15 protein-coding genes are annotated in these 22669 nt (G+C 51.7%); 13 read left to right on the top strand and 2 right to left on the bottom strand.

From position 1 onward, the window contains the following. The gene (locus GZZ87_RS17845; protein WP_162024816.1) at positions 1–501 is read left to right on the top strand and encodes a TRAP transporter small permease; all 501 of its coding nucleotides are present in this window, start codon (positions 1–3) and stop codon (positions 499–501) included. Next, positions 498–1799: a TRAP transporter large permease gene (locus GZZ87_RS17850; RefSeq protein ID WP_162024815.1), complete on the top strand. Its 1302-nt coding sequence runs from the start codon at positions 498–500 to the stop codon at positions 1797–1799. The genes GZZ87_RS17845 and GZZ87_RS17850 overlap by 4 nt, the downstream gene beginning before the upstream one ends. Positions 1800–1830: 31 nt before the next feature. Here the strand turns inward: GZZ87_RS17850 and GZZ87_RS17855 are convergent, their stop codons facing one another. After that, a complete protein-coding gene (locus tag GZZ87_RS17855; RefSeq protein WP_162024814.1) occupies positions 1831–2487 on the bottom strand; it encodes a response regulator transcription factor in 657 nt (218 codons plus the stop codon). Between the two features lie 66 nt (positions 2488–2553). Further along, positions 2554–4500 carry an ATP-binding protein gene (locus GZZ87_RS17860; protein ID WP_162024813.1) on the bottom strand — a complete coding sequence of 649 codons (1947 nt, stop codon included), beginning with the start codon at positions 4498–4500 and terminating at the stop codon, positions 2554–2556. A gap of 532 nt (positions 4501–5032) precedes the next feature. Here GZZ87_RS17860 and GZZ87_RS17865 point away from each other — a divergent pair. The 11 genes from GZZ87_RS17865 to GZZ87_RS17915 all read left to right on the top strand — a co-directional run bounded on the left by GZZ87_RS17865 (position 5033) and on the right by GZZ87_RS17915 (position 22655). Then, positions 5033–6559, top strand: a complete 1527-nt coding sequence (locus tag GZZ87_RS17865; protein WP_162024812.1) for an alpha-L-fucosidase — start codon at positions 5033–5035, stop codon at positions 6557–6559. A 70-nt stretch (positions 6560–6629) separates the two neighbouring features. Then, complete coding sequence (locus GZZ87_RS17870; protein ID WP_162024811.1) at positions 6630–7679, top strand: glycoside hydrolase family protein; 1050 nt, start codon at positions 6630–6632, stop codon at positions 7677–7679. 215 nt (positions 7680–7894) lie between these two features. After that, positions 7895–8638 (top strand): PEP-CTERM sorting domain-containing protein, encoded by a 744-nt coding sequence (locus tag GZZ87_RS17875; RefSeq protein ID WP_162024810.1) that lies wholly within the window; start codon positions 7895–7897, stop codon positions 8636–8638. A 206-nt stretch (positions 8639–8844) separates the two neighbouring features. Continuing rightward, positions 8845–10749 carry a glycoside hydrolase family 97 protein gene (locus tag GZZ87_RS17880; RefSeq protein WP_162024809.1) on the top strand — a complete coding sequence of 635 codons (1905 nt, stop codon included), beginning with the start codon at positions 8845–8847 and terminating at the stop codon, positions 10747–10749. 36 nt (positions 10750–10785) lie between these two features. Beyond that, on the top strand, positions 10786–12990 hold the full coding sequence (locus tag GZZ87_RS17885) for a right-handed parallel beta-helix repeat-containing protein (protein ID WP_162024808.1): 2205 nt from the start codon (positions 10786–10788) through the stop codon (positions 12988–12990). Further along, the gene (locus GZZ87_RS17890; RefSeq protein ID WP_162024807.1) at positions 12987–14234 is read left to right on the top strand and encodes a hypothetical protein; all 1248 of its coding nucleotides are present in this window, start codon (positions 12987–12989) and stop codon (positions 14232–14234) included. The genes GZZ87_RS17885 and GZZ87_RS17890 overlap by 4 nt, the downstream gene beginning before the upstream one ends. A 62-nt stretch (positions 14235–14296) precedes the next feature. Further along, positions 14297–15811, top strand: coding sequence for a sulfatase (locus GZZ87_RS17895; protein WP_244648066.1), 1515 nt, complete (start codon positions 14297–14299; stop codon positions 15809–15811). Between the two features lie 4 nt (positions 15812–15815). Then, positions 15816–17318, top strand: coding sequence for an arylsulfatase (locus GZZ87_RS17900; RefSeq protein WP_162024805.1), 1503 nt, complete (start codon positions 15816–15818; stop codon positions 17316–17318). Between the two features lie 52 nt (positions 17319–17370). Continuing rightward, positions 17371–18867, top strand: a complete 1497-nt coding sequence (locus GZZ87_RS17905; RefSeq protein WP_162024804.1) for an arylsulfatase — start codon at positions 17371–17373, stop codon at positions 18865–18867. A gap of 292 nt (positions 18868–19159) precedes the next feature. Continuing rightward, the gene (locus tag GZZ87_RS17910; protein WP_162024803.1) at positions 19160–20449 is read left to right on the top strand and encodes a Gfo/Idh/MocA family oxidoreductase; all 1290 of its coding nucleotides are present in this window, start codon (positions 19160–19162) and stop codon (positions 20447–20449) included. 97 nt (positions 20450–20546) lie between these two features. Beyond that, positions 20547–22655 (top strand): sulfatase-like hydrolase/transferase, encoded by a 2109-nt coding sequence (locus GZZ87_RS17915; protein ID WP_162024802.1) that lies wholly within the window; start codon positions 20547–20549, stop codon positions 22653–22655. The last annotated feature ends 14 nt before the right edge of the window (positions 22656–22669 follow it).

The raw sequence follows: 22669 nt of genomic DNA on the forward strand, positions 1-22669 counted from the left end.
ATGTTAAAATCATTAAATGCATGGGCCTCTCGCTGCCTGAATCTGTTACTGATCATCATTTTCGTCGTGCTTGTGATCGATGTGCTCTGGGGCGTGGGGTCGCGTTACTTGTTAGGCACGCAGGCGCGTTGGTCGGAGGAATTAGCACGGCTGCTCATGGTCTGGTTGGCCTTGCTTGGTGCTGCGTTAGCGACGCGTGAAGGTGAGCACCTCGGTTTGGATATTGTGGTGCGACAGTGGACCGAGGACGTGCAGCGTTGGGCATCGGTCGTGGTGCAACTTGCGGTGATCGCGTTTGCGTTGATTATTATGGCATGGGGCGGCGGTCAATTGGTTGCCGCGCGCTTTGAGTCTGGTCAGATGTTGCCTGCGTTAGATATCTCCAGAGCCTGGTTTTATTTAGCCCTGCCGGTGAGTGGGGTGTTGGTGAGCTGCTTCAGCTTAGAGCGTCTGTTTGCGGAACTCGCTGAAATTTCAAAGGTAAAGGGGGCGCAGTCATGAGTCAGGAATTTGCACTATTGATCGCCTTGTTTGTGGCCTTGCTTTGTTTGCGAGTGCCGATCGCTTTTGTTTTGGGCATGGTCACGGTCGTGACGTCGGTTGCGCTGGACTATGATCATATACCCTTAGCCGCGGCGAGTGATCTGAGTAATGGCATTGATAGCTTTGCGCTGCTTGCCATTCCGTTTTTCATTCTTGCTGGTGAACTGATGGGCTGCGGTGGTTTAGCGCGTCGTTTGATCGACTTGGCCACCGCGGTGGTGGGTCGCTTGCCTGGCGGCCTAGCAGCGGTGAATACCCTGACATGTATGCTGTTTGGGGCGATCAGTGGTTCCTCGGTGGCGGCGGTTTCCAGTATCGGTGGCACCTTGATTCCTGAGATGAATCGTAAGGGGTATGATAAAGATTTTAACATCGCGCTCACGGCGTGTGCCGCCACGACGGGTCTGTTGATTCCGCCGAGTAATATCATGATCGTTTATGCCTTGGTCGCGGGCAATGTGTCTGTGGCTGCGTTGTTCCTAGCGGGTGTCGTTCCCGGTGTGGTGGTGGGCTTAGGCATTATGTCTGTGGCACTGGTGCTTTGTTTAAAGCGTGGCTATGGCAAAGCGATTGATGGCGTGGCGGTGAGTTATCCACCATTCATGCCTTCTTTGTTGGGCGCGCTGCCGAGCTTGCTCTTGGTCGTGATTGTTCTTGGAGGGATTCTTGGCGGGGTTTTCACTGCCACGGAAGCGTCGGCGATTGCAGTGTTGTGGGCCTTTATTCTCGGAGTCGGGTGTTATCGCGAAATCGCATTCTCAGAATTACCGAGGATTATTTTGAAAGCCGCGCGCACGACTGCGGTGGTGCTGTTCCTTGTCGCTTGTAGTTATGCGATGAGTCGCTTGCTCACTCAGGAGCAGGTGCCACAACAGGTGAGTGCTGGATTGTTAAGTCTGTCCGAAAACCCGATCGTGATTCTCATCATCATGAATCTGGTGTTACTGATGGTCGGGGTGTTTATGGATATGACGCCAGCGGTGCTTATCTTTACGCCGATATTCTTGCCGATTGCCACGGCACTCGGGCTCGATCCCGTTCACTTTGGTATCATTCTAATCGCGAATCTCTGCATCGGGCTATTAACGCCGCCCGTAGGCACCTGTTTATTTGTCGGAGCAGGGGTGGGGAAGAGCGATATCGTCAGTGTGTCAAAGGCCATGCTACCATTCTATGTGGTGATGGTGCTGGCCTTGCTGTTGATTACGTATTGGGCGCCGCTATCAATGTTCCTACCAAATCTGGCTGGCGTGTAGGAGTCTTGCATGAAGCGAGGTGCTCATTTCTTTATTTCAAAATACCTAACTTGTAGGCTTTGCTAATTGCGGAGGGAGCGTTTTGCACCTGAAGTTTTTTATAGATGTGTTCAAGGTGGGTGGCAATGGTTCGCTGGCTAACGTCGAGTTGATCAGCTACCTGCTTTTTGAGTAGCCCGTCTCCGATCAGTGCAAGCACTTCATGTTCACGCTGAGAGAGTGTGATCGTGGTCGTGCTGGTTGGGAGCTTCTTTTTCAGCGTGTTTAATATGACACGAGCGAGACCCGGGTCGATCGATGCGCCACCGTTCATGACCTCGTGGATGCCAGTGATAAGGTCTTCAACTGAGGTGGATTTTAGCAGATAACCATCGGCTCCGCGCTGAATCGCACAGAGGATATCCGCCTCCATATTCGACTGAGTGAGTATTAGTATCTTTGTGTTTGGTGAATACTGCTTAATCCATGTGATTGAATCGAGGCCAGACATGCTAGGCAGATTCAGGTCGAGCAGAATCAGGTCGGGCACGTCGACGCCCGTGGCATTTTGAAGGGTGCGTAGTGCAATCTCCGCCGTGCCGAACTGGCTTGTTAGGGTGATGTCCGACTCATCATCCAACGCGCAGGCGATGCCTTTTCGATAAGCGACGTTGTCCTCAATCAGCATGATGTGGATGTTATTTTGCATGGGTATGGTAATTTTTAATGTGTGAGCCGTCGCATGCCGGTCGCTTCGACCGAGATGTGCGCTCCATCAGTATTTGCGTAGCTGTAAAGTGATGTAAGTGCCGCGGGTATCCGGCTTTTCGATGGATAGTTCTGCTCCTAGTAGGCGGGCGCGTCGTTTGAGTGCCTTGGGTGTTTCGGTGAATCCGCAACCGTTGTCTGTGACGGTGAGCGTGATTCGATGATTTTCAAGTGCGATACGAGTCTCGACTTTGGTGGCCTCGGAGTGGCGGATGATGTTGGTCAGGCATTCTTTGTAGAAGAGGTATAGATCGGCGCGTTTACGGGGCTTGAGTTGTTGCAGTTGTGGCTCGCAGGTAATGGAGAGGGTATGCTCTAGGTCGATTAACAGATGCTCCGTCATTTGACGTATTTCTCCAACAATATCCTCATGGATTTCTTTAGCTTCGAGCATGTTGGTGCAATAGCGCGCTGTTTCTCCGGTTTTTTTGGTAAGCGTGCGCACTTCGTCGACATACATGACTAATTTGCTCCATCGTTCGTCTTCGCCGTGCTTATTGGCTTCTTTTTGGGCTAGATTACCGAAGAGGCCGATGGCGTGTAAGTTGGCGCCCAACTCATCGTGGAGATTGGCTGCGATGCGTTCGCGGGTTCTAAATACGACTTTTTGACGAATAATCTTCTGGGTCAATAGTGTGATGCTGATACCAGCGGCGAGCAGGGCGGCCAACCAACTCATGCGTCTGAGGTTAGCTTTCTGCTGTGTGTAGCGTTGGTCCAGTGCAGTCGCTACTTGTGTGCGTTCGACTTCTAATGCCTGTCGGCGCGCCAATTGGTTGAGCCATTCTCGGATGGGTAGAATGTTTCCAGTTAGGTTTTTACCGTCGGTTAATGTCGACAGGCTCCGAGTGGAAGCTTTAGAGCCTGACGGGGTGGAGCGTTGGTCGGGCGGATCGGATTGAACCATCACACCTCGAGCGACGTTGTGCTTGTTAGAGAAAATCTCTATTTCGGCAAACCCGATTCGGAATTCCGGAATGTCGGAGTCATCTACGATACGAATGTAGCGACAGACCGTTTCGGGAAAGGGCCACATTAAGATGGGGCCTTGGTTGATCATGCGTTCGGTATTCGTTTCGAGTAGCGTGACTGCATCGGAAAAGTTGGGAGAGTTGGCGCCCTCGAGTCGCATCCTCGGAGGGGTGCCGACACTACTGTTGTCAATCTGAGGGACGGTATCGCTTTTTTCTATTTCATGAAGATGAATACGGGAGATCGGTTGCGCATGGCCTAGGTCGATCATCAGCGAAGCGCGTTCACTGCGTAGAATGAGGAAGGCGAGACTGCCCTTCTCCTGTGCGGTGTCCATCAGGTAGGGCATGTGCCCATCGACGAGGAAGCGCTCATTCCAATTAACATCCTTATTCGAGAGTTTGGAGGAGACAGTGACAGGGCGACGCAGCGCGACGTTCTCCGAATCACTGAAAATCATTATCTCTGAAAACTGCAGCACATACCAACCATCAAAGGCGCGTGAGTTGAGTCGTGGGGCTTCGATACGAATCCAGGAGGCGGTGACACGGTTCGCCGGAATGATACGTGGTGCGATACTTTGGTTGTGTGGTGAGAAATGGAGTTCCCCCATCAGAGTGCCTGGTCGTTCGTCGCCTGTGCCGTATGTGACGCGTAGCATTTCGGGGAAGGCGTCGGATCGAAACCCATCTTCAGAATCACGCCAAAGGATAGGAACCAGGGCAATTTCATCAATGGGAACCTCACGCCCAAGATCGATTTCGATCCATTCGGAGTGCTCAGCCGTCTTTTGCCACTTCGAGCGGAAGCCGATCGAGCCGCTGCCCCTACGAAGGGTGTGGCGGGCGAGGGAGGCCAATTCGGTGTCGATGGCTTCCAGTCGTTGCTCGAGTGTAGGCAAGGATAGGTCGTCCAACGGGGTTCCCGTCATAGTCTGCAGCACCAGTGTGATGGCGATCAGTGCTTGAATTATACGGAACATTTTTGTTGTCGTGCCTAGTTGGCTGGAATGAAGCGGGATGAGCAGGGAGCGCCTCAATATTCACGATATGGATTATCGTGGAATCCAGCCGTTTTGTCTATCGGACAAACGACCGATAGCCAGAATATTTCGTTCGGGCATAATAAGAGCCCAGTTACCCTAGTGGGCGCTCGGCTCTTATATTCATACTATGCAAAAACATTTAAAATCGTTCTATCTGCTCGCGCTGCCTGAAACGACTGGCAGTAAAATTGCGACGGTGCTCTGCCTCGAATTGGAGTAGCTTTGCCTGGATAACTGGGAAACGGCTGCTTTAGCTGCCGACGATGTAATAAGTATCTGTAAATCACATGAATGCGCACACTCTGCGGCCTGTCTAAAGCAGCCCGTCCCAGTTAAGAACTAAATTCACTGACTCTTTGTAATAAGCGCTATCCCGATAATGCGTGATGCCACTGAGCTCACGCACGTGTTAACATCAATAATATCAAATGCACTCCCCTGGATGCGCTGATGCCCTTTATAAATCGAAATGAAAATACACTTATCTCTCAAAGCTCCTCTTGCAGCATTCTCTCTACTATTTGCGGCACTTAACTCACATGCGATCGAACCACCTGTGGTGGGCGTTGTCGAACCAACCTGGGAATCAATGGCAGAAAACTATGCTGTGCCGGAATGGTTTCAAGACGGTAAGATCGGCGTCTGGGCGCACTGGGGCGTGCCCGCTGCGACCGATGAAAACCGCCCGAACGACGGCTCGCACTACGGCCGCCGCATGTATGGCGCCAACGAGGGGGAAACAGGTGGGCAGCTCAAGATGACGGAAGAGCTGACGGCGTTTCACACCAAGCGTTATGGGCACCCCTCTGAATTCGGCTATGAGGATCTGGTTCCGCTTTTTAAAGGGGAGAATTGGGACCCCGAAGCGCTGGTTAAATTCTTCCATGATAATGGCGCACGCTTCGTCATGCCTGTGGCCACGCATCATGATAACTTTGATATGTATGACTCCTCCCATCCATGGAACTCGGTGGATATGGGGCCGAAGCGCGATACGCTCAAAGAGTGGAAGGCGGCCGCTGACAAATATGACATGAAGTTTGGCGTATCGACGCACCTATACTGGTCGCCGCGTTTCTTCAACACCGCTCGTCAGTATCAAACGCCCGGCACGCTGGAGGCGAAGCTGTTCAACATGGACTATGATCCAAAGCAGTATTCGAAGCAGGATAGTTGGAATCAGCATTGGTATGACCGCTGTTGGGAAATAATCGAGAAATACGACCCAGATATGTTCAACAACGACTCGCCGTTCCCAAATGAGAAAACTGGAAAATCGCTGGGGGTTAAATTGTTCTCTGATTATATCAATCGTGACCTGAAAGAAAACAACGGCGAGCAAACCGTGGTATTCTCCTGCAAGAGCGGCGGTTTAAACCGCAAGGCGTTTACTTACAACCTGGAGCGGGGGAGCTCGGCAGATATACAGACAGAGTCCTGGATGTGGGCGACGGATCTTTCTGGCGGGTGGTTCTACCGCAAGGGGAGTCAGAATCGCATGAGCATCCCCGTGATGCTAGGCAACGCGGTCGACGCGATCAGTAAAAATGGCGTGGTAATGATGAATGTGGCGCTCCGAGGCGATGGAACACTGCCTGAGAATCAAGCGGCTTACTTGATCACTTTTGGTGAATTCCTCAAAGACTGCGGCGAGGGGATTTACGGCACTCGTCCATGGAAGGTGTTTGGCGAAGGTCCAGTTAAGATGAAAGACGGACGCCAAGGCGAAAACCACACGAACTTTTCGCAACAGGATATTCGATTTACTCAAAAAGATGGCGCGCTCTATGCCTTCGTGCTGGCGCATCCGACCCAGGATATCGTGATTAAAACACTCGCGAGCGGTGGGCTCTTGGAGCAGGAGATCAAAGCGATTCATTTAATGGGCAGTGACGAAACGATTCGGTGGAATCGTGATGCAGGAGGGGTGACCATTTCGCTACCAAAGGCTCTGCCAGAATATCCGGTTGTTGGCTTTCGCATTACGCTTAACTAATGGAGTGTTTCCAGTGAATTCTCTAGCGATACTGACTCTGAGAGAATTCATAAAATGAAGAGGCATTTATATGACGATTAAATACATAAGTGCTATCTGCGCGTTTGCTGGTGTGGTCATTCTATCCAGTGTGAATGGATACGGAGCGGATTCCGAACGCGCTTGGGCAGATCGCCTAGAGTATGTCGGGATCGCGGTGGAAGAGCCGGATTATCACGTGTGGGGCGCATCGCCAGTGGTGGGCCCTGAGGGCAGAACGCACCTTTTTGTCGCGCGTTGGCCGATTTCGGAAGGTTTTGGTGCCTGGCTGACGCATTGTGAGATCGCTCGATATGTCAGCGACAGTCCGGAAGGGCCTTATGAGTTTAAGGAGGTAATTGTGGTGGGATCGGGTGCTGCGACGTGGGACCATCAGTCGCCGCATAATCCGAATGTGCAAAAGATCGGCGATCGGTATACGCTCACTTACATCGCGAATGCGGGTGGCAAAGGAAAAAGTCGGGTGGTATCTCAACGTATCGGTATGATGATCTCCGATCATCCTGCGGGGCCGTGGACCAAGGTCGGAGAAGACGGGCTGCTGCTGGCGCCTCCGGAAGATCCCAGCATTTGGAGTTGTGGCTCTGTCGTCGGCGTCAATAACCCCGCTTTATTTGCGCATCCGGATGGACGTTTTTTTCTGTATTATAAGGCAATGAAGAAGGGCGATGTGCGCCGGATGGGAGTTGCTATCGCCGATAAGGTGGAGGGGCCTTACGTATTTCATGCGGAGCCTTTGACCAGCAACGATTCAGAAATTGAGGATGGTTATGCTTTTTATGAAAATGGAAAAGTCTATCTCCTTACGACTCATAACGAAGGCGGATCCGGTTACCTGTGGGAGTCGGTCGATGGGATTCACTTTAAGGAGCCGATCCTTGGTTTCGATCAACTCAGTCATTACCTTCCGGCAAAGGAATTGAAGGGGGCTAAAAAGCTACGTGGCCATAAGTTTGAGCGACCACAAGTGCTGCTGCAGGACGGGCGTCCTACGCACCTCTTCGTGGCTTCTGGATCTAATTTTAATGGCGGTTCCGGTAGCTATTCCTGTGTCCTGCGCGTCAACCCGGCGCACGAATAACATAATCTACGATTCCCTGAATCGGGTGCCGCGTCGGAGCAGTCGAGCCTATCTGAATGATGTGGCATCTACGTGTTTTGCCTATCGGACAAACGACCGATAGGCAAAGTCGGTTATTATGGCATAATGACGCTCGAATTTAGAAAGGGATCTCTCTTTCTAGGCCAATTTTCTGAATTGGCACCTTCTTAATCTGATGAACCCCCAATAATATCATGAAAACAAAAAATCAAACCACACTTCTCTTCGCCGCCTTCGCGTCGCTCGCGCTGGCTCAGGTCTCGAATGCCGAAACCATCGCCTTCACTGATTTTAATAACGTGGACACGATCGGTGCTAACGCTGTTTCGGAAAATGGGGCAGGTTCGATTACGTCTTTAGTGAGAACAAATCCGTCGGGAGACTACTTGTTCAAGTTTACCTATTTCGATGGTGTCGAAACTCTGACCTTCGACTTGAATGTGGACGGTTTTTCGGGCAGCACGGTAACGCAAAGTATCACTACTAACACGACCGGAAATAGCGGCGAGGTTACGCTCGGTGCAACAGCTGCCGATGTCGGATTGGTCGGAAGTGGTTTTGGTGTCGGCACCAATATAGCCGTCGGAGAAACCCTGCTATTTACAGTTACAAACCTCGTCTACACAGGTGGGAGTGCGACGTTCGACGGTTTTAATTTAGCCAATGGCCTCGAGACTAGCGGAAGTAATCATAAAGGTATCGTTGGTTCGGGAACCGGGCTGTTCGAGGCTCGGTGGAGTGGGGGCAGCAACGAAGCCCTGACCACTGGGGGTGCCTCAAATCTCTACATTTCTTCGGCTGGCAGCGCTAGCGGCGCTTGGGGAGTGTCTGATCTTGATTTCACTATCACCACCGCCATCCCCGAGCCCGGCACCTACGCCTTGCTTGCGGGGCTTACAGGTCTGGCTTTCGTTATGATCCGTCGCCGCAGGTCTTAAGTTGTCTCGGCCGGCTGTCATTTGAAGGCTTAAGCACAATCAGCGTTTTACAAAACTTCGGATGGCCCTTGGGGCCGTCCGAAGTTTTTTTACCCAGCCCGAGATTACGGGATACTCGTAGCAGAGGATGAAATGTATAATCCCCGCTTGGGGGTTCTTCAGGCAATTTGCACGCTAATGATCATCGATCACGCTAATTACTCACTATGAAAGTTCGAACGATCCGTATTGGCTTAATCGCTACAATCATCAGCTCCGTGAATCTTTGGGCGGAGACCGCCACCATTGAATCCCCTGATGGTCTAACGATAGTCGAGGTGTCGCTCACTGCTTCCGACGTCTCCTATACGCTGTCTCATCAAGGGCAATTGTTGGTGGAATCTTCATCGATCTCGCTCTTGGAGGGTGCGAACTATGAATCACTCGGTATTGAAAGGAGCGCAGAAGATAGTTCATGGGAGCCCGTCTGGGGCTCGTATAGCCTGATTCGTGACCATTGCAGTCAACTCGTGTTTAAGCTGAAGGCCTCCGACTTGCCCTTGAATCTGGTTTGTCGAGTTTACAACGATGGCGTCGGATTTCGTTTTGCCGCGCCGGCAGACGCTGGTTGGAAGGATCAGTCGATGAACTTCTCGCTTCAGTTTAATATGCCTGATGACACTGAGGCTTATTACACACGAGGCGAAAGGGATCCGATGGGACCCATTCCTTTAGGCAAGCTGATCAAGCGAGGTAAGCGTTTCAATATGCCATTTGTATTAGAGTCTTCCAAGGATACATGGCTCGCGTTACTAGAGTCGGATCTCTATACGGCAGAGCGATTTGATGAAGTGGCAAACGTGATTGCCATCGGAGATGGTTCCGCACTTCGACTGGAAGGAAAAGGCATCGGGAATGGGCAGGCATTCGTAACGCCATGGAGAGTTATTTTAGTCGGTGGTTCCCTCGGTGATTTGCTTGAGAGCACGGTCGCTCTGAATCTTGCGGCACCTTGTGAAATCGCAGACACCAGCTGGATCAAAGCAGGCAAGGGCTTTTGGGATTGGCGCGTGCATGGCTACGATAATGGGGAGTTCAACTATGGGATCAATACGCAGAGCTATTTACGATTTATCGATTTTGCTGCGAAGCATGGCATCGAGTATTTAACTATTGATGATCATTGGTATCTGGGGAGTCCCGATGGGACACTCATTGCCGATCCTGCGATCGACATGCCTAAAGTCATGGCCTATGCTAAAGAGCAGGGCGTGGAGATTGTTTTGTATTTCGATCGGAGAGGTCGCAAAGGTAAGCTGCTCGCGGATCCGGAGTTGTTTGAATACTTCAGTTCGCTGGGAGCTGCGGGCATGAAGTATGGCTTTCAAGGGGCTGACGTTGAATTTACTCGATCTTCGATCCAGGGGACTGCCGAGAACCAACTGTTCATTTTTTATCATGACAATCCTGCTGCCATGACAGGGGTGGAACGGACGATGCCGAATTTTTTCACGCGCGAATTTTGCCATGCTCAACAAGACTCCCGAAAAGCGTTTTCTCCTACAGGGTTCTTGAAAATGGCGATGATCAATGCGCTTACAGGGCCACTTGACATGGCCAATGGCAATTTTGGTATTAATAGTATCAATGCGGGAGAGCGGGAGAAGGGGCCGGAGAAACTAAATACCTATATCTCGACCGTGGTCAGTGAAGTGGCTCGCTGCCTAGTGATTAGTTCTGGGCTGATTACGTTACCGGATGCGCCGGAAGAATACGCGAAGAAGCCCGACCTCTTTGAATTTCTAACAGCGATGCCTGCAACATGGGACGAAACACGCGTCATTAATAGTGAGATGGCGACATACATCACCACCGCTCGGCGGACGGGGGATACATGGTTTGTTGGCTCGGTGAATAATGAGACGCCACGTGATTTAGAGATTGAGCTCGATTTTCTAGAAGACGGAGTTGCCTATGAAGTTGAGATTTTCGAGGACGCGGCTGACGCGCATGGGGAGACTAACCCTGAAGTTTATCGAATCTCTAAGAAAATGGTGACTGCGAATGATGTGATCGTCGCTAAAATGGTAATGGGCGGCGGACACGCCATGATTCTGAGTTCGGTAAAGTAGATCGCCTTCAAATCCAGAAATTTAAAATATAAGATTATGAAAATCAAATCGCTCCTCATTGCATTATTTTCAGTGGTGCAGTCCTCCGCCTTATTTGGCATCGATATCCATGTTTCACCAAGAGGTGAGATTGATTCACTCAGGGAGGCTCGCGATGCTGTTCGTGAACTGCGTGCAGGCGGCGAACGTGGAAATGTCGATGTGGTGATTGCCGGCGGCACCTACACTTTGGATGCAACTTTGATCTTCGGGCTTGAAGACTCCGCACCAGCGGGTGCGGTGACTCGTTATCGAGCAGGCGAGGGCGCACTGCCCGTTATCAGCGGTGGTCGGGTGATCGACAATTGGAAGCAGTCTAACTTGGCTGGTGGCAAGATTTGGGTCGCCGAGGTGCCTTGGGCGAAGGGCGACGCGTATTTTCATGCCTTGTTCGATGGCAGTGAGTTGCTGCAACGCGCGCAATCCGATGAGATCGTGATCGGTAACAAAAATAACAATCGCACTTATGCGAGCATTCCCGAGCAACGTATCGAGTTTCTGTATGAAGCGGGCGATTTGAAAATGTGGGATAACATGGAGGACATCGAGCTGTTCGGTAGCCCCAGTCCGAAGTGGATGGTCAATTACCTCCCGATCGCATCGCTGAACCCGAAGACTTTGGAAGGGCGATTGGCGTTCCCTGCGACCTATCGTATGCGCGGGAAGTTCGTGATCGAGAACTGTATTGATCACCTTGATACGCCGGGAGAATGGGTGCTGAACTCGCAAGAGGGCAAACTCTACTATTGGCCGAAGTCGGGTCAGCCAAGCGATCAAATCATCGCCCCTGCGTTGGACGAATTGATCCGCGTGGAGGGCATCACAGATTCTTCGCTTGCAGGAACCAACGACCAACCCGTCGAAGGCATCGTCTTTCAAGGACTTCAGTTTTCCTACGCTGATCGCCAGAAATGGACGGCAGAGGACAAGGGCATCCAGCACGACTGGAATATGTGGGACAAGGCCAACGGACTGATTCGTTTTCGCGGAGCCAAGAACTGTGTCGTGACGGACTGTGTTTTTACCGATAGCGGTAGTGACGGTGTGCGCTTGGATCTGTTTGCTCAGAACATCACGGTCGAAAACTCCACGTTTACTAATTTGGGTGGCACCGGCGTCTTACTCGCCGGCTACGGCCCTGGGAAAAAGGACGTGAACAAGGGTAATACGATCCGTAATAATGAGATCACATTGGTGGGTAGCCTCTTTTTGCACTCTCCTGGGGTTTTCGTCTGGCAGAGTGGGCATAATACGATCGCTCACAATCACATCCACGATCTCGCCTATAGCGGCATGGTAATTTCCGGTGTGCGCCGGCGTTTCTTTGGTCCGACCTTTGAGCAAATGGGGAAGAAGAATCCTTATACTAAATGGCTGTTTGCCAAAGACACACGCGAGCACTCTAGCACGATCCGCTGGGAGGAGATCACGCTGGGCGACGACATCCAAGACTGGAACAATTACGAGCCTTACATGCATGCACGAGACAACGTGATCGAATTCAATGAGATTCACGATTGCCTCAAGCTCCTCCACGACGGCAACTGCATTTACCTCTCTGGTGATGGGGACAACAATATTGTCCGCTACAATGTGACCTATAATCACCCACAAGGCTCTATGATCCGCACGGATGATGACAGTCATGGCAATATCGTGCAGGGCAATTTGATGTTCGGCACAATGGGCAATCAGGGTGTCACAATCAAAGGTCTCAACACTGCGACCGGAAATATTTTTGTGAACTGCCAACTCTTGACAGGTGGGGCGGGCAATACCGTCGATCCGGATTCAAATTTGTCGCACAATGTTTTTTACCACACAGACACGGCATTTGCCAACGGCTTTCACTACGGGTTGAAAGGCGTTAAAGAAGGCTTGGATTACAATCTCTACTTCCACGAAGGCGGTAAGGGGCAGGCGCTGCTGGAAGCGCAGAAAAAGGGAAGCCGCACAAAGGTAATTGATCAAAATAGTGTGATGGGCGACCCCCTGTTTATTGACCACGTCCATGGTGATTTCGGTTTCAAGCAGGGTTCGCCAGCATTCGAACTGGGGATTGAGCCACTGACCTTGGAGATGGTTCAACAAATGGGCACGCTTGATGATCCATTCTTGAAACGCTTTTCCAATAAAGTGCCGATGCATTTTAAGCATACGGTCAGGAATCGTAAGGGTAAGAACTCGGAGTTAAAGCTATGAAAAAAATGCTGACTCATTTCTTGTTTTTATTGGCCCTAACGCCACTATCTGTCTTCGCTGATAATTCGGGCGAGATCAGTTTGATTTCAGGGCAAACAATCATCCTCACCGGTAAGGTGATGGATACGGATGATAATTGGCTCAATGACGTGAAGGTATCGATGAATCCCGTTGATACGGTTACGACGAGTGATCCCAATGGCGATTTTACCTTCGAGTTCGTTTATGATGAAAAAATCAAGCCGAACAAGCGTGGTATTCTTGCGACACTCACCTTTGAGAAAGAGGGGCATGTGGATGAGAAAATCCGGATTCGGTCCACTGATTTTTTCATAAAAGGTAAGCCACTGGTGGTGAAGCTGAAGTCCGAGCCGATGCAGGAAGGGATGGTGGGCTTTACCGCACAGATGGTCTCAGTCAATGCGGTCGGTAAAGAAACCAGTGGCGAGGCGGAATTTCATGTCTATATCCCAGAGTCCGTGGAAAAGGTGAGAGCCGCGTTCTATCTGTCCCGTCATGGTATGGGCGATATCACACCTCCCATTTTACAGAAATTTGCGGAAGAGGAAAAGGTCGCTCTGATCGGCATGTATGGAAATCCGGTTCAACGTGGTCTCAGTGATGTCAGCTTGACGGACGAACATGTGAAAAAACTCGCCGAACTGTCGGGGCACCCTGAACTGGTGGATGCGCCGATATTAACCTTCGGCCATTCGAATGGCACTGGCTTTGCCGCTTGTTGGCCTGCTCAACGACCGGAGAAGGCCATCGGTTGGATATCATTTCACCCCGGTTTTACGCAGTATCTGGAGTTCCCTAATACTGAAACAGTGCCTGCGATGGTGATGTTGGGCACAGTCGATGAATATTTCCTCAGATCACGTCAGGATGAGACGGTGAAGGCGATGCGTAAGACGCGCGACGCGGCCATGTGCACCATGATGGAGGCGGGCGTCGGACATGGCCCAGTCGATCCAGACATCGTCTGGGACTTTGTCGTAGAGTTTTGCAAAGCAGCCATGCGTGTTCGACTTGGCGAGGATGGTGAACTCAAGCCGATCAAGATCGAAGACGGCTGGTTGGGTGCGACTTACGATGTCGACGCCGGTGGTCGGCAGCTCTTGGAGATTGCCCCTTACGCGGAGTTTAAGGGTGATCAATCAACCGCGAATTGGCTGATGGACGAGGAGTTCGCCAAGGTTTGGCAGGCCTATGCTCGCACCGATCATTTGAAAAAGAAGTGAGAGTGTCGAAGCCTCAACTCAAATGCCCCTTCGCTATTAGTATCCTAATTTAAATGTATTCCATGAAATCAATTCTAAATAAACTTCTCGTGAGTGGCTTGTTCGGCACCCTTTTGATAAGTTCTGCCTTGGCAGACAAACGCCCGAACATCGTCTACCTCATGGCGGATGATCAGAATTTCGCATCGGTCGGTATTTACGGGAATCCTGAAGTGCTCACGCTACAGATGGATCAGCTCGGGAGGGATGGTGTAATCTTCGACCGGCATTACAACACCACTGCGATCTGCATGGCGAGCCGTGCCAATGTCATGACCGGCATGTATGAATACAAGACTGGCACCAATTTCGGGCATGGTGATATGACGACTGAGATCTGGTCGAATTCGTATCCTGTGTTATTGCGTGAGGCGGGCTATTTGACTGCGTTTGCCGGCAAGTTTGGCTTCAAGATCGATGGGCATGGCTACGACGCGAGTCAGTTCTTCGATCTATGGGGCGGTGCGGATGGTCAGACGAGCTACCGAACTGACAAAAATAAATCGATGGCGAAATATGCCAAAGAGTATCCGCATTCGACATTGTCGTATGCTGCATTTAGTAAGGACGTGATCGCTGAGGCGGTGAAGCAGGACAAACCGTTCTGCTTATCCATCAGCTTCAAAGCACCGCACAAACCGGCAGATCCAGATCCTCAATTTGATCACATCTATGCGGGCAAGACGTTTACTAAACCCGCGAACTTCGGCCGTGAAAACGGTGCGCATCTCTCGCCGCAAAGTAAGCAGGGGCGTCAATATCCACGTTTTACGGAGTGGCATTACGATACCGATTACGACGGTGAAATGCGCAAATACTACCAGCAAATCTATGCGATCGATGTTGCGCTAGGGATGATTCGTGAGGCCTTGGAAGCCCAGGGTGTCGCCGGTAATACGGTGATCATCTATACAAGCGATAATGGCTACATTTGCGGGGTGCACGGCTATGGATCGAAAGTGCTGCCGATGGAGGAGTCCTCACGTGTTCCGCTGATGATTTATGATCCGCGCAGTCCGACTTCCGGCAAGCAGCTTCGCAGCCCGGCGTTGACGGGGAACATCGATTTTGCCCCGACCATTTTGGAACTGGCTGGGCTCCCGATACCGGAGAACATCGATGGTGTCAGTTTGCTGCCTCTGTTGCAGGATCCAAGCGCGGACGTTCGCGAGCAGATGGCCCTAATGAACTGTTTCGGTAGCGGCGCGACCAGTGCGCTGACCGTGGTCACTAAAGATCACAAATATACTTATTGGTGGTATGGTGATTCGACAATGGAGCCGACGGAAGAATTGTTTCATCTGACCAAAGACCCGCTGGAGATGACAAATCTCGCCCAAAATCCAGAGGCGCAACCTTTGCTGCAAGTCATGCGTAAGAATTATGACGCCCAACTCAAGCATTGGCAGGAGCAAGCGATCGCCGGCAGTAAACACGCGAAGTTCGGTGAGCTGTTCGACCGTAATCTTCCATTAGAAAAGAAAAAGGTCAGGCCGGCAAAGAAGAGTAAAAAGAAAGCGAACGACGACGATGCATAAAACGATGAAATCACACTCTCTAATTTCACTGGCATCGGGAGCCTTGCTTTTCGCTGCCATCCACACGATCAGTCACGCCGCCAGTAGTTTGTCCGGCACGCGACCCAATATCATCGTCGTGATGACGGATGATCAGGGTTACGGTGATCTGAGCTCGAGTGGGCATCCATATATCCAGACGCCGTATATCGATCGCCTGCGCGAAGAGAGCACACGCTTTGAGGATTTTCAGGTCAGCTCCAGTTGTGCGCCGACGCGTGCCGCGATCATGTCTGGCGTGCATCCGTTCAAGGTCGGCGTGACACACACCATCTTTCATCGTGAATTGATGGCATTGGATAAAAAAACGATGCCCGAAGTCATGCGTGAGGCCGGTTACGCGACGGGTATTTTTGGTAAATGGCACTTGGGAGATAGCGATCCGTATCAGCCGCATAATCGTGGCTTCGATGAGTCATTGATCCATGGTGGGGGCATTGCGGGCAGCAGTGGTATCCGTAGCAACGGATCTTATTTCGATATGCTGATTCGGCACAATGGGGACTTCGTGCAGACGAAGGGGTTCTGCACCGATGTGTTTTTCGGGCAAGCCATGCATTGGATGAAGCAACAACATGATGCGAAGCAACCATTTCTGGCCTGTATCTTTCCCAACGCCCCCCACGGCCCCTGGAGTGCGCCGGAGAAGTATCTAAAAATGTATGAAGATATAGAAGATCCCAAACATCGCGAGAAGGCTGGCTTTTTTGCCATGATCAGTAATATCGACGATAACATGGGGCTGCTCATGCAAAAACTCGATGAGTGGGACATGGCGCAGGACACTATTCTGATTTTCATGACCGACAATGGCTCTGTTGCTACTTCGGTTTACGGTGGCGGCATGCGAGGAGGGAAGACCAGTGTTTACGAAGGCGGCTCGCGAGTGCCTTTCTTTGTTCGTCTACCGGGAAAGATCAAAACGGACAGCGATATCAATACACTCGCGCGGCATTATGACTTGTTGCCTACCTTTGCTGATCTGGCCGGAGCGGATGTCAGTGAGCTGGACCTCGATGGTCGAAGTTTACTGCCTCTTTTGGATGATGCCGATGCTTCGTGGGAGCAACGCACCGTATTTTTCCACAAGGGACGCTGGGGGAATGAGAAGTCGAAGCACGAAAAACACCGTCGCGATCCCGGGGCGGACAATAACAAATTTAATTCATTTGCTGTTCGTGACGCTCAATGGCGCTTAACGGTGAACAAGGGAATGGATCGCGATTTGGAGTTACATAACATCGTGGATGATCGCGCAGAGAAAAACGATCTCAGTCAGGCACATCCCGAGGTCATCGCCGGTATGATGGAGGCATATGGTGCTTGGTGGGATGAATGCCGTCCATTGATGGTCAATGAAGACCGTGACATCGACGAGAAGCTGGGGGGTTGGGTCGAGTATTTACGAGAACAGAAAAAGACAACGGGTGTTCCCGATTTGGTGATCCCAAACTTCGCAGCGGAATGAGGGCGACGATTGCCTACAAATAGATGAATCAACGAACCGAAATCTGAACATTATGTGCAAAAAACAAACTAGACTATTTTCATACGCTGTTGCGCTGTTAGCGACTCTCGCTGGTGTCACTCACTCCTGGGCAGGCGATACGCGCCCGAATGTGCTGATCCTTTATGCTGACGATATGGGCTATGGGGATTTGGCAATTCAGAATCCAGCTTCGAAGATTCCAACACCCAACCTGGACAAGCTGGCCGAGCAAGGAATGCGTTTTACGGACGGCCATTCATCCTCGGGTATTTGCACCCCGAGTCGCTATGCGCTGTTGACGGGGCGTTACCACTGGCGGGATTTTCATGGCATTGTCCAGGCGTTCGGAAACAGTGTGTTTAAAGCAGAGCAATTGACGCTGCCAGAGATGTTACAAGAGGAGGGCTATCATACCGCTGCAATCGGAAAGTGGCATTTAGGCTGGGACTGGTCATCCATACGCAAGCCAGGCAAACGAGGACGAGGTTTTGAAGATTTTGATTGGGAAAAGCCGATTGCCGATGGCCCGCTAGCGCATGGCTTTGATCATTACTTTGGGGATACCGTGATTAACTTTCCTCCCTACGCGTGGATTCAAGATGATCGGATGCTGCAGATTCCTGACATGCAGAAGGATGATGACTTATGGAAGCCATTGAAGGAAGGGAAGTGGGAGTGCCGTTCAGGTCCGATGGTTAAAGGCTGGGATCCTTATGATGTTTTGCCGGAAATGACACGACGAGCAGTTACTTACATCGAGGGGCGCAAGGATGAGACAGAGCCGTTCTTCCTGTATTTTGCATTCCCGTCACCGCACGCGCCGATTGTTCCGGCAGAAGAATTTGAAGGCAGCTCTCAAGCTGGACCCTATGGTGATTTTGTGGTGCAGACGGACTGGACTTGTGGGCAGTTGTTACAAGCGCTGGAGACGGCTGGTTTGTCGGATAATACGATTGTTATTTTTACCGCGGATAACGGATCTGAGCATTACGCGTATCCACGCGCGTTGAAATATGACCACTGGTCGTCGGAACCGTTTCGTGGCGCGAAGCGTGATATTTATGAAGGCGGCCACCACGTGCCGTTCGTCGTTAAATGGCCTGGAGTGATCAAGCCCGCGAGTGTGTCGGAGGCTCTCATCTCGCAAGTCGATCTCATGGCGACCCTTGGTGCTTCGATCAACCGCTCAATACCGGAAGGAGAAGCGGCGGATTCTCAAAATTTGCTCCCAGTCTTGAAGGGCGAGGCGACATCCGTGCGGCGAAATATGGTGCATAACACGAATGAAAAAGCGTTCGCCGTGCGGCAGGGCGACTGGGTGTTGATTGCTGCGAAGTCCGGTAATCATAACGGCAAGCGTGCCGCCGAGTTTGAAACGAAACGAGGCTATACCTCTGGGGGCAACCATGCTGTAGAACTCTACAATCTCCGTGAAGATCCGTCGCAGCACAAGAATCTGTCAAAAGAGTATCCAGAAAAAGTGAGGACACTGCAAACCTTACTGAAGGACATCCAGGATCAAAGCTGACCCCCAAATATCCCACTCTCCGCAAGAAACTCAGTAAATACGTGATGTTGAACCGGTCAAATTGATGATAGTCTGATCATGATGATTAGACATCTTCTGACACTTTCAATGCCCGTGCTCGGGACGCAACTGTTCGGCGCTACACTGACTAAAGTCGAACCGACCTTGGATTCGATTGCGGAGCACTATGCCAAGGGGGTGACAATTTCGCTTCCGAAATCCCTGCTGGAACTCCCGGTTGTGGCTTTCGTATTACCCTTAAATAACTGAACCTCTAGATAGATTATACTTTATGAAACACCTCAATAATACCCCACGTCGTTCCTTCCTTAAAAAGTCTGCACTTGCCGCGGGCGCGATACTGGGAGCCCCGATGATACTCCGAGCTGAAACGCTCGGTAATGGCTCAAAAGCCGCAGCCAATTCCCGAATGGGCATCGGTTTCATAGGCACTGGCCTGATTGCGCAAGGGCACCTCAAAAGCTTTGCTGGAATGAAGGATCTACAGGCGGTCGCTGCCTGTGATGTTCGCCAGTCCAAACTGCAGGATGCGCTCAAGACCTTATCGGCTAAAGGTGCGACATCCGTCATGAGCACCAACTACTACGAGGAGCTCTTGCAGAATCCTGATGTTGATATCGTGTGCATTGCAACGCCCGACCACTGGCACGCTGCAATCGCGATTGAAGCGATGAAGGCGGGCAAGGATGTCTATGTGGAGAAACCGATGACGCTGACTGTCGAAGAAGGCAAAGCGGTGCTCGCTGCGGAGCAGAAGTATGGTCGCATTCTGCAAGTTGGCTCTCAACAACGCTCTTCGGCACATTTCCGTATCGCAGCGAACTTGGTGCGCAATGGGAAGATCGGTGAGGTCAAAGAGATTTACGTAAAACTCGGAGCATTCCCTCAACCGCCTCAAGATGCGCAAGTGAAGCCGGTTCCAGATGGGTTTGATTATGATCGCTGGATCGGCCCCACACCTTTCTACGAATACACCGATGAACGCGTTAAATCGCAATACTCTGGCGGTTGGCGCTGCTACTGGGACTATGGTAGCCGCAAGTTCGGTGACTGGGGTGCGCACCACTTCGACATCATTCAATGGGCACTTGGTCGCGATGATTCCGGGCCTGTCGAGTTTATCCCTAAGGGCTTCAACGGCGCCGAGCATCATCACTATCGTTACGCCGACGGCATTACCGTCTGGCGCGACAAGCAGCCAGATCATGGGCATATGATCCGTTTCATCGGAACTGAGGGGGAAGTCCATGTCAGTCGCGGCAAAATTGCCACGATGCCAAAAGAACTCGTCCGCTACCGATTGACCGATAGCGACATCCAAGTCTACGAGTCTAAGAATCATCGTCAGAACTTTATCGATTGCGTGAAGTCCCGTGAGCCGACGATTTGCCCAGCTTCTGTGGGGCACCGTTCCGGTAGTATCTGCCAACTTGCCGCGATCGCTGAACGTCAGGGACGCTCGATCGAATGGGATCCTGCTGCACAGCAGATTCTTGGGGATGCGGAAGCCCAATCCATGCAGGATCGTCCACGGCGTAAGGGCTATGAACTGCCGAGCTAAGGCTCGTCGCACATCGTAGTGAGTCGGGGCGTCGCCGACTCGCTACGATGGACATTGAGCTTCCACGCGTCGCACGCTCTATAACCAAACGACTTCCATGAGATCTTTATCACCTCTGCTAATTGTCCTCTTTTTCTCCTCGTTTCTATTCGCGCATGCTGCGCCCGAAGCCGGATCAGCGGTGGAAAAAGACAAAACACTGGTCTGGACCTTTACGTCCGATCCAGATCTGCCGAATGTGTTGATCCTAGGTGACTCCATCTCGATTGGTTACACCCTGCAGGTGCGTGCGCTTCTGGCGGACCGAGCCAACGTCTTTCGTCCGATGGGGCGCAAAGGCAATCGTCGCGAGAATTGCAATGGCACTGGTTACGGGATCGCCAATATTGATCGATGGTTGGCAGCAGAAAAATGGGATGTGATCCATTTCAACTGGGGGTTGCATGATCTCAAGCATGTGAAGACCGCAGGCACCAATGATAAATCGAACGATCCGAATGATCCTACGCAGGCAACTCTTGAGGAGTATACTGCGAATATGCAGGTGCTGATCGAAAAGCTCAAAGCAACCGGAGCAGAGCTCATATTTGCCACGACTACGCCGGTAGTGCCAGGCACGCTGAACCCGTTGCGCGTGCCGGAAGCTCCGGTGCGCTACAACGCCACTGCGCTTGAGATGATGGAGGCCAACGGCATCCGGGTGAACGATCTACACGCCTATGTCCTGCCGCACCTTGACGAGTGGCAGCTGCCTACGAATGTGCACTTCAAGCCCGTAGGATCGAATGCGCTGGCTGAGCGGGTGGCAGCAGTCATCGGTGAAGAGCTGACCGCGCTAAACGCATCGGACAACGTGCTAGCGCCGAAAGCTGTAAGTATACCGGTTTCGCATTCGTCGAAGAGCCGGCCCAATATCGTTTTCGTCTATTTCGACGATATGGGCTACGGCCAGCCACAGTGCTATGATCCCGAGTCCGCACTGCTCACTCCGAATATGGATCAACTCGCGAAAGAGGGGATGCGTTTCACGGATGGTCACAGCGCCGCGGCGGTTTGCACGCCTTCGCGCTATGGCGTGATTACGGGCCGTTATCCTTCGCGGATTGGGCAGTTCGGTGTGTGTTCGCCGAGAACGCCCGCGATCATTCCGACTTCGCGCCTGACGGTGGCCTCAATGCTCAAACAGCAGGGCTACAACACGGCTCTGATCGGTAAATGGCATTTGGGAGTGAATTGGACGGGAAATCAAAAAGGAGCCCCAAAAGTTGGTGAAACCTTTACAGGTGGTCCCCATGAGTTGGGATTCGACTACGTGTATGGTTTCACAGAGGCGCGCAGTCTCGGGGATTTGTTTGAAGGTGATACCATGGTCGCCAAGGTGGCAGAAGTCGAAGGTCAGCCTTTGATGGCGGCGAAGGCCGTGGAGTGGATTAACCAGCAGTCCGCCGATCAACCATTCTTTCTCTATTTTCCTGTATGCCCGCCACATGCGCCCGTTGTCCCTGCGCCCCAATTCCTCGGGAGTGGAGCGAAGGATGTGGTCAAGAAGGATCCGCTGTATGGTGATTGGGTATTTCAAGGGGATGCGATGCTGGGGCAGGTTATGGACGCATTAGAAGCGAATGGTTTTGCTGAGAATACCTTGATCATCGCCACCGCAGATAATGGCGCGGCACAACGGGCGTATGAACCATTGAAGGCCTCAAAGCGCAGCATTTATGAGGGTGGCCATCGCGTGCCGTTCATTGCTCGCTGGCCAGGGAAGGTTGCGGCGGGATCTATTTGGAATCAGACCGTCTGTCAAACGGACTTAATGGCGACTTGCGCGGAGATCACTGGTGCTACGATCCCAGATAATGCCGGAGAGGACAGCGTCTCGATGCTGCCAGCTTTATTAGGGCAGAGCCACGAGCCCACCCGAGCGTTCACAGTGCATCAATCGATGTCGGGTGATCTGGCGATTCGTCAAGGGCCGTGGAAGGCGATCTTTTTAACTTCGGGAAAGACCGAACTGTATCAGTTAGAGGACGATCTGGGGGAGAAGAATGACCTCAGCAAGCAGCATCCGGAGAAACTCAAGGCACTGACTGATTTGATGCAGGGCAGCATTGATTCGGGGCGCAGCACACCAGGGCAGCCGCAACCATTGGAATTTTCGCTCACGCTTGGGGCGCGGAAGAAGATCACCAAAGCCCTCGGCGATTAGTCGCTCGCCATATC

Source organism: Lentimonas sp. CC4, assembly GCF_902728235.1.
Classification (GTDB): domain Bacteria; phylum Verrucomicrobiota; class Verrucomicrobiia; order Opitutales; family Coraliomargaritaceae; genus Lentimonas.

What these genes read in the sequence shown, in the direction of transcription:
- GZZ87_RS17845 (WP_162024816.1), top strand. Translation starts at nt 1, where the DNA reads ATGTTAAAATCATTAAATGCATGGGCCTCTCGCTGCCTGAATCTGTTA.
- GZZ87_RS17850 (WP_162024815.1), top strand. Translation starts at nt 498, where the DNA reads ATGAGTCAGGAATTTGCACTATTGATCGCCTTGTTTGTGGCCTTGCTT.
- GZZ87_RS17855 (WP_162024814.1), bottom strand. Translation starts at nt 2,487, where the DNA reads ATGCAAAATAACATCCACATCATGCTGATTGAGGACAACGTCGCTTAT.
- GZZ87_RS17860 (WP_162024813.1), bottom strand. Translation starts at nt 4,500, where the DNA reads ATGTTCCGTATAATTCAAGCACTGATCGCCATCACACTGGTGCTGCAG.
- GZZ87_RS17865 (WP_162024812.1), top strand. Translation starts at nt 5,033, where the DNA reads ATGAAAATACACTTATCTCTCAAAGCTCCTCTTGCAGCATTCTCTCTA.
- GZZ87_RS17870 (WP_162024811.1), top strand. Translation starts at nt 6,630, where the DNA reads ATGACGATTAAATACATAAGTGCTATCTGCGCGTTTGCTGGTGTGGTC.
- GZZ87_RS17875 (WP_162024810.1), top strand. Translation starts at nt 7,895, where the DNA reads ATGAAAACAAAAAATCAAACCACACTTCTCTTCGCCGCCTTCGCGTCG.
- GZZ87_RS17880 (WP_162024809.1), top strand. Translation starts at nt 8,845, where the DNA reads ATGAAAGTTCGAACGATCCGTATTGGCTTAATCGCTACAATCATCAGC.
- GZZ87_RS17885 (WP_162024808.1), top strand. Translation starts at nt 10,786, where the DNA reads ATGAAAATCAAATCGCTCCTCATTGCATTATTTTCAGTGGTGCAGTCC.
- GZZ87_RS17890 (WP_162024807.1), top strand. Translation starts at nt 12,987, where the DNA reads ATGAAAAAAATGCTGACTCATTTCTTGTTTTTATTGGCCCTAACGCCA.
- GZZ87_RS17895 (WP_244648066.1), top strand. Translation starts at nt 14,297, where the DNA reads ATGAAATCAATTCTAAATAAACTTCTCGTGAGTGGCTTGTTCGGCACC.
- GZZ87_RS17900 (WP_162024805.1), top strand. Translation starts at nt 15,816, where the DNA reads ATGAAATCACACTCTCTAATTTCACTGGCATCGGGAGCCTTGCTTTTC.
- GZZ87_RS17905 (WP_162024804.1), top strand. Translation starts at nt 17,371, where the DNA reads ATGTGCAAAAAACAAACTAGACTATTTTCATACGCTGTTGCGCTGTTA.
- GZZ87_RS17910 (WP_162024803.1), top strand. Translation starts at nt 19,160, where the DNA reads ATGAAACACCTCAATAATACCCCACGTCGTTCCTTCCTTAAAAAGTCT.
- GZZ87_RS17915 (WP_162024802.1), top strand. Translation starts at nt 20,547, where the DNA reads ATGAGATCTTTATCACCTCTGCTAATTGTCCTCTTTTTCTCCTCGTTT.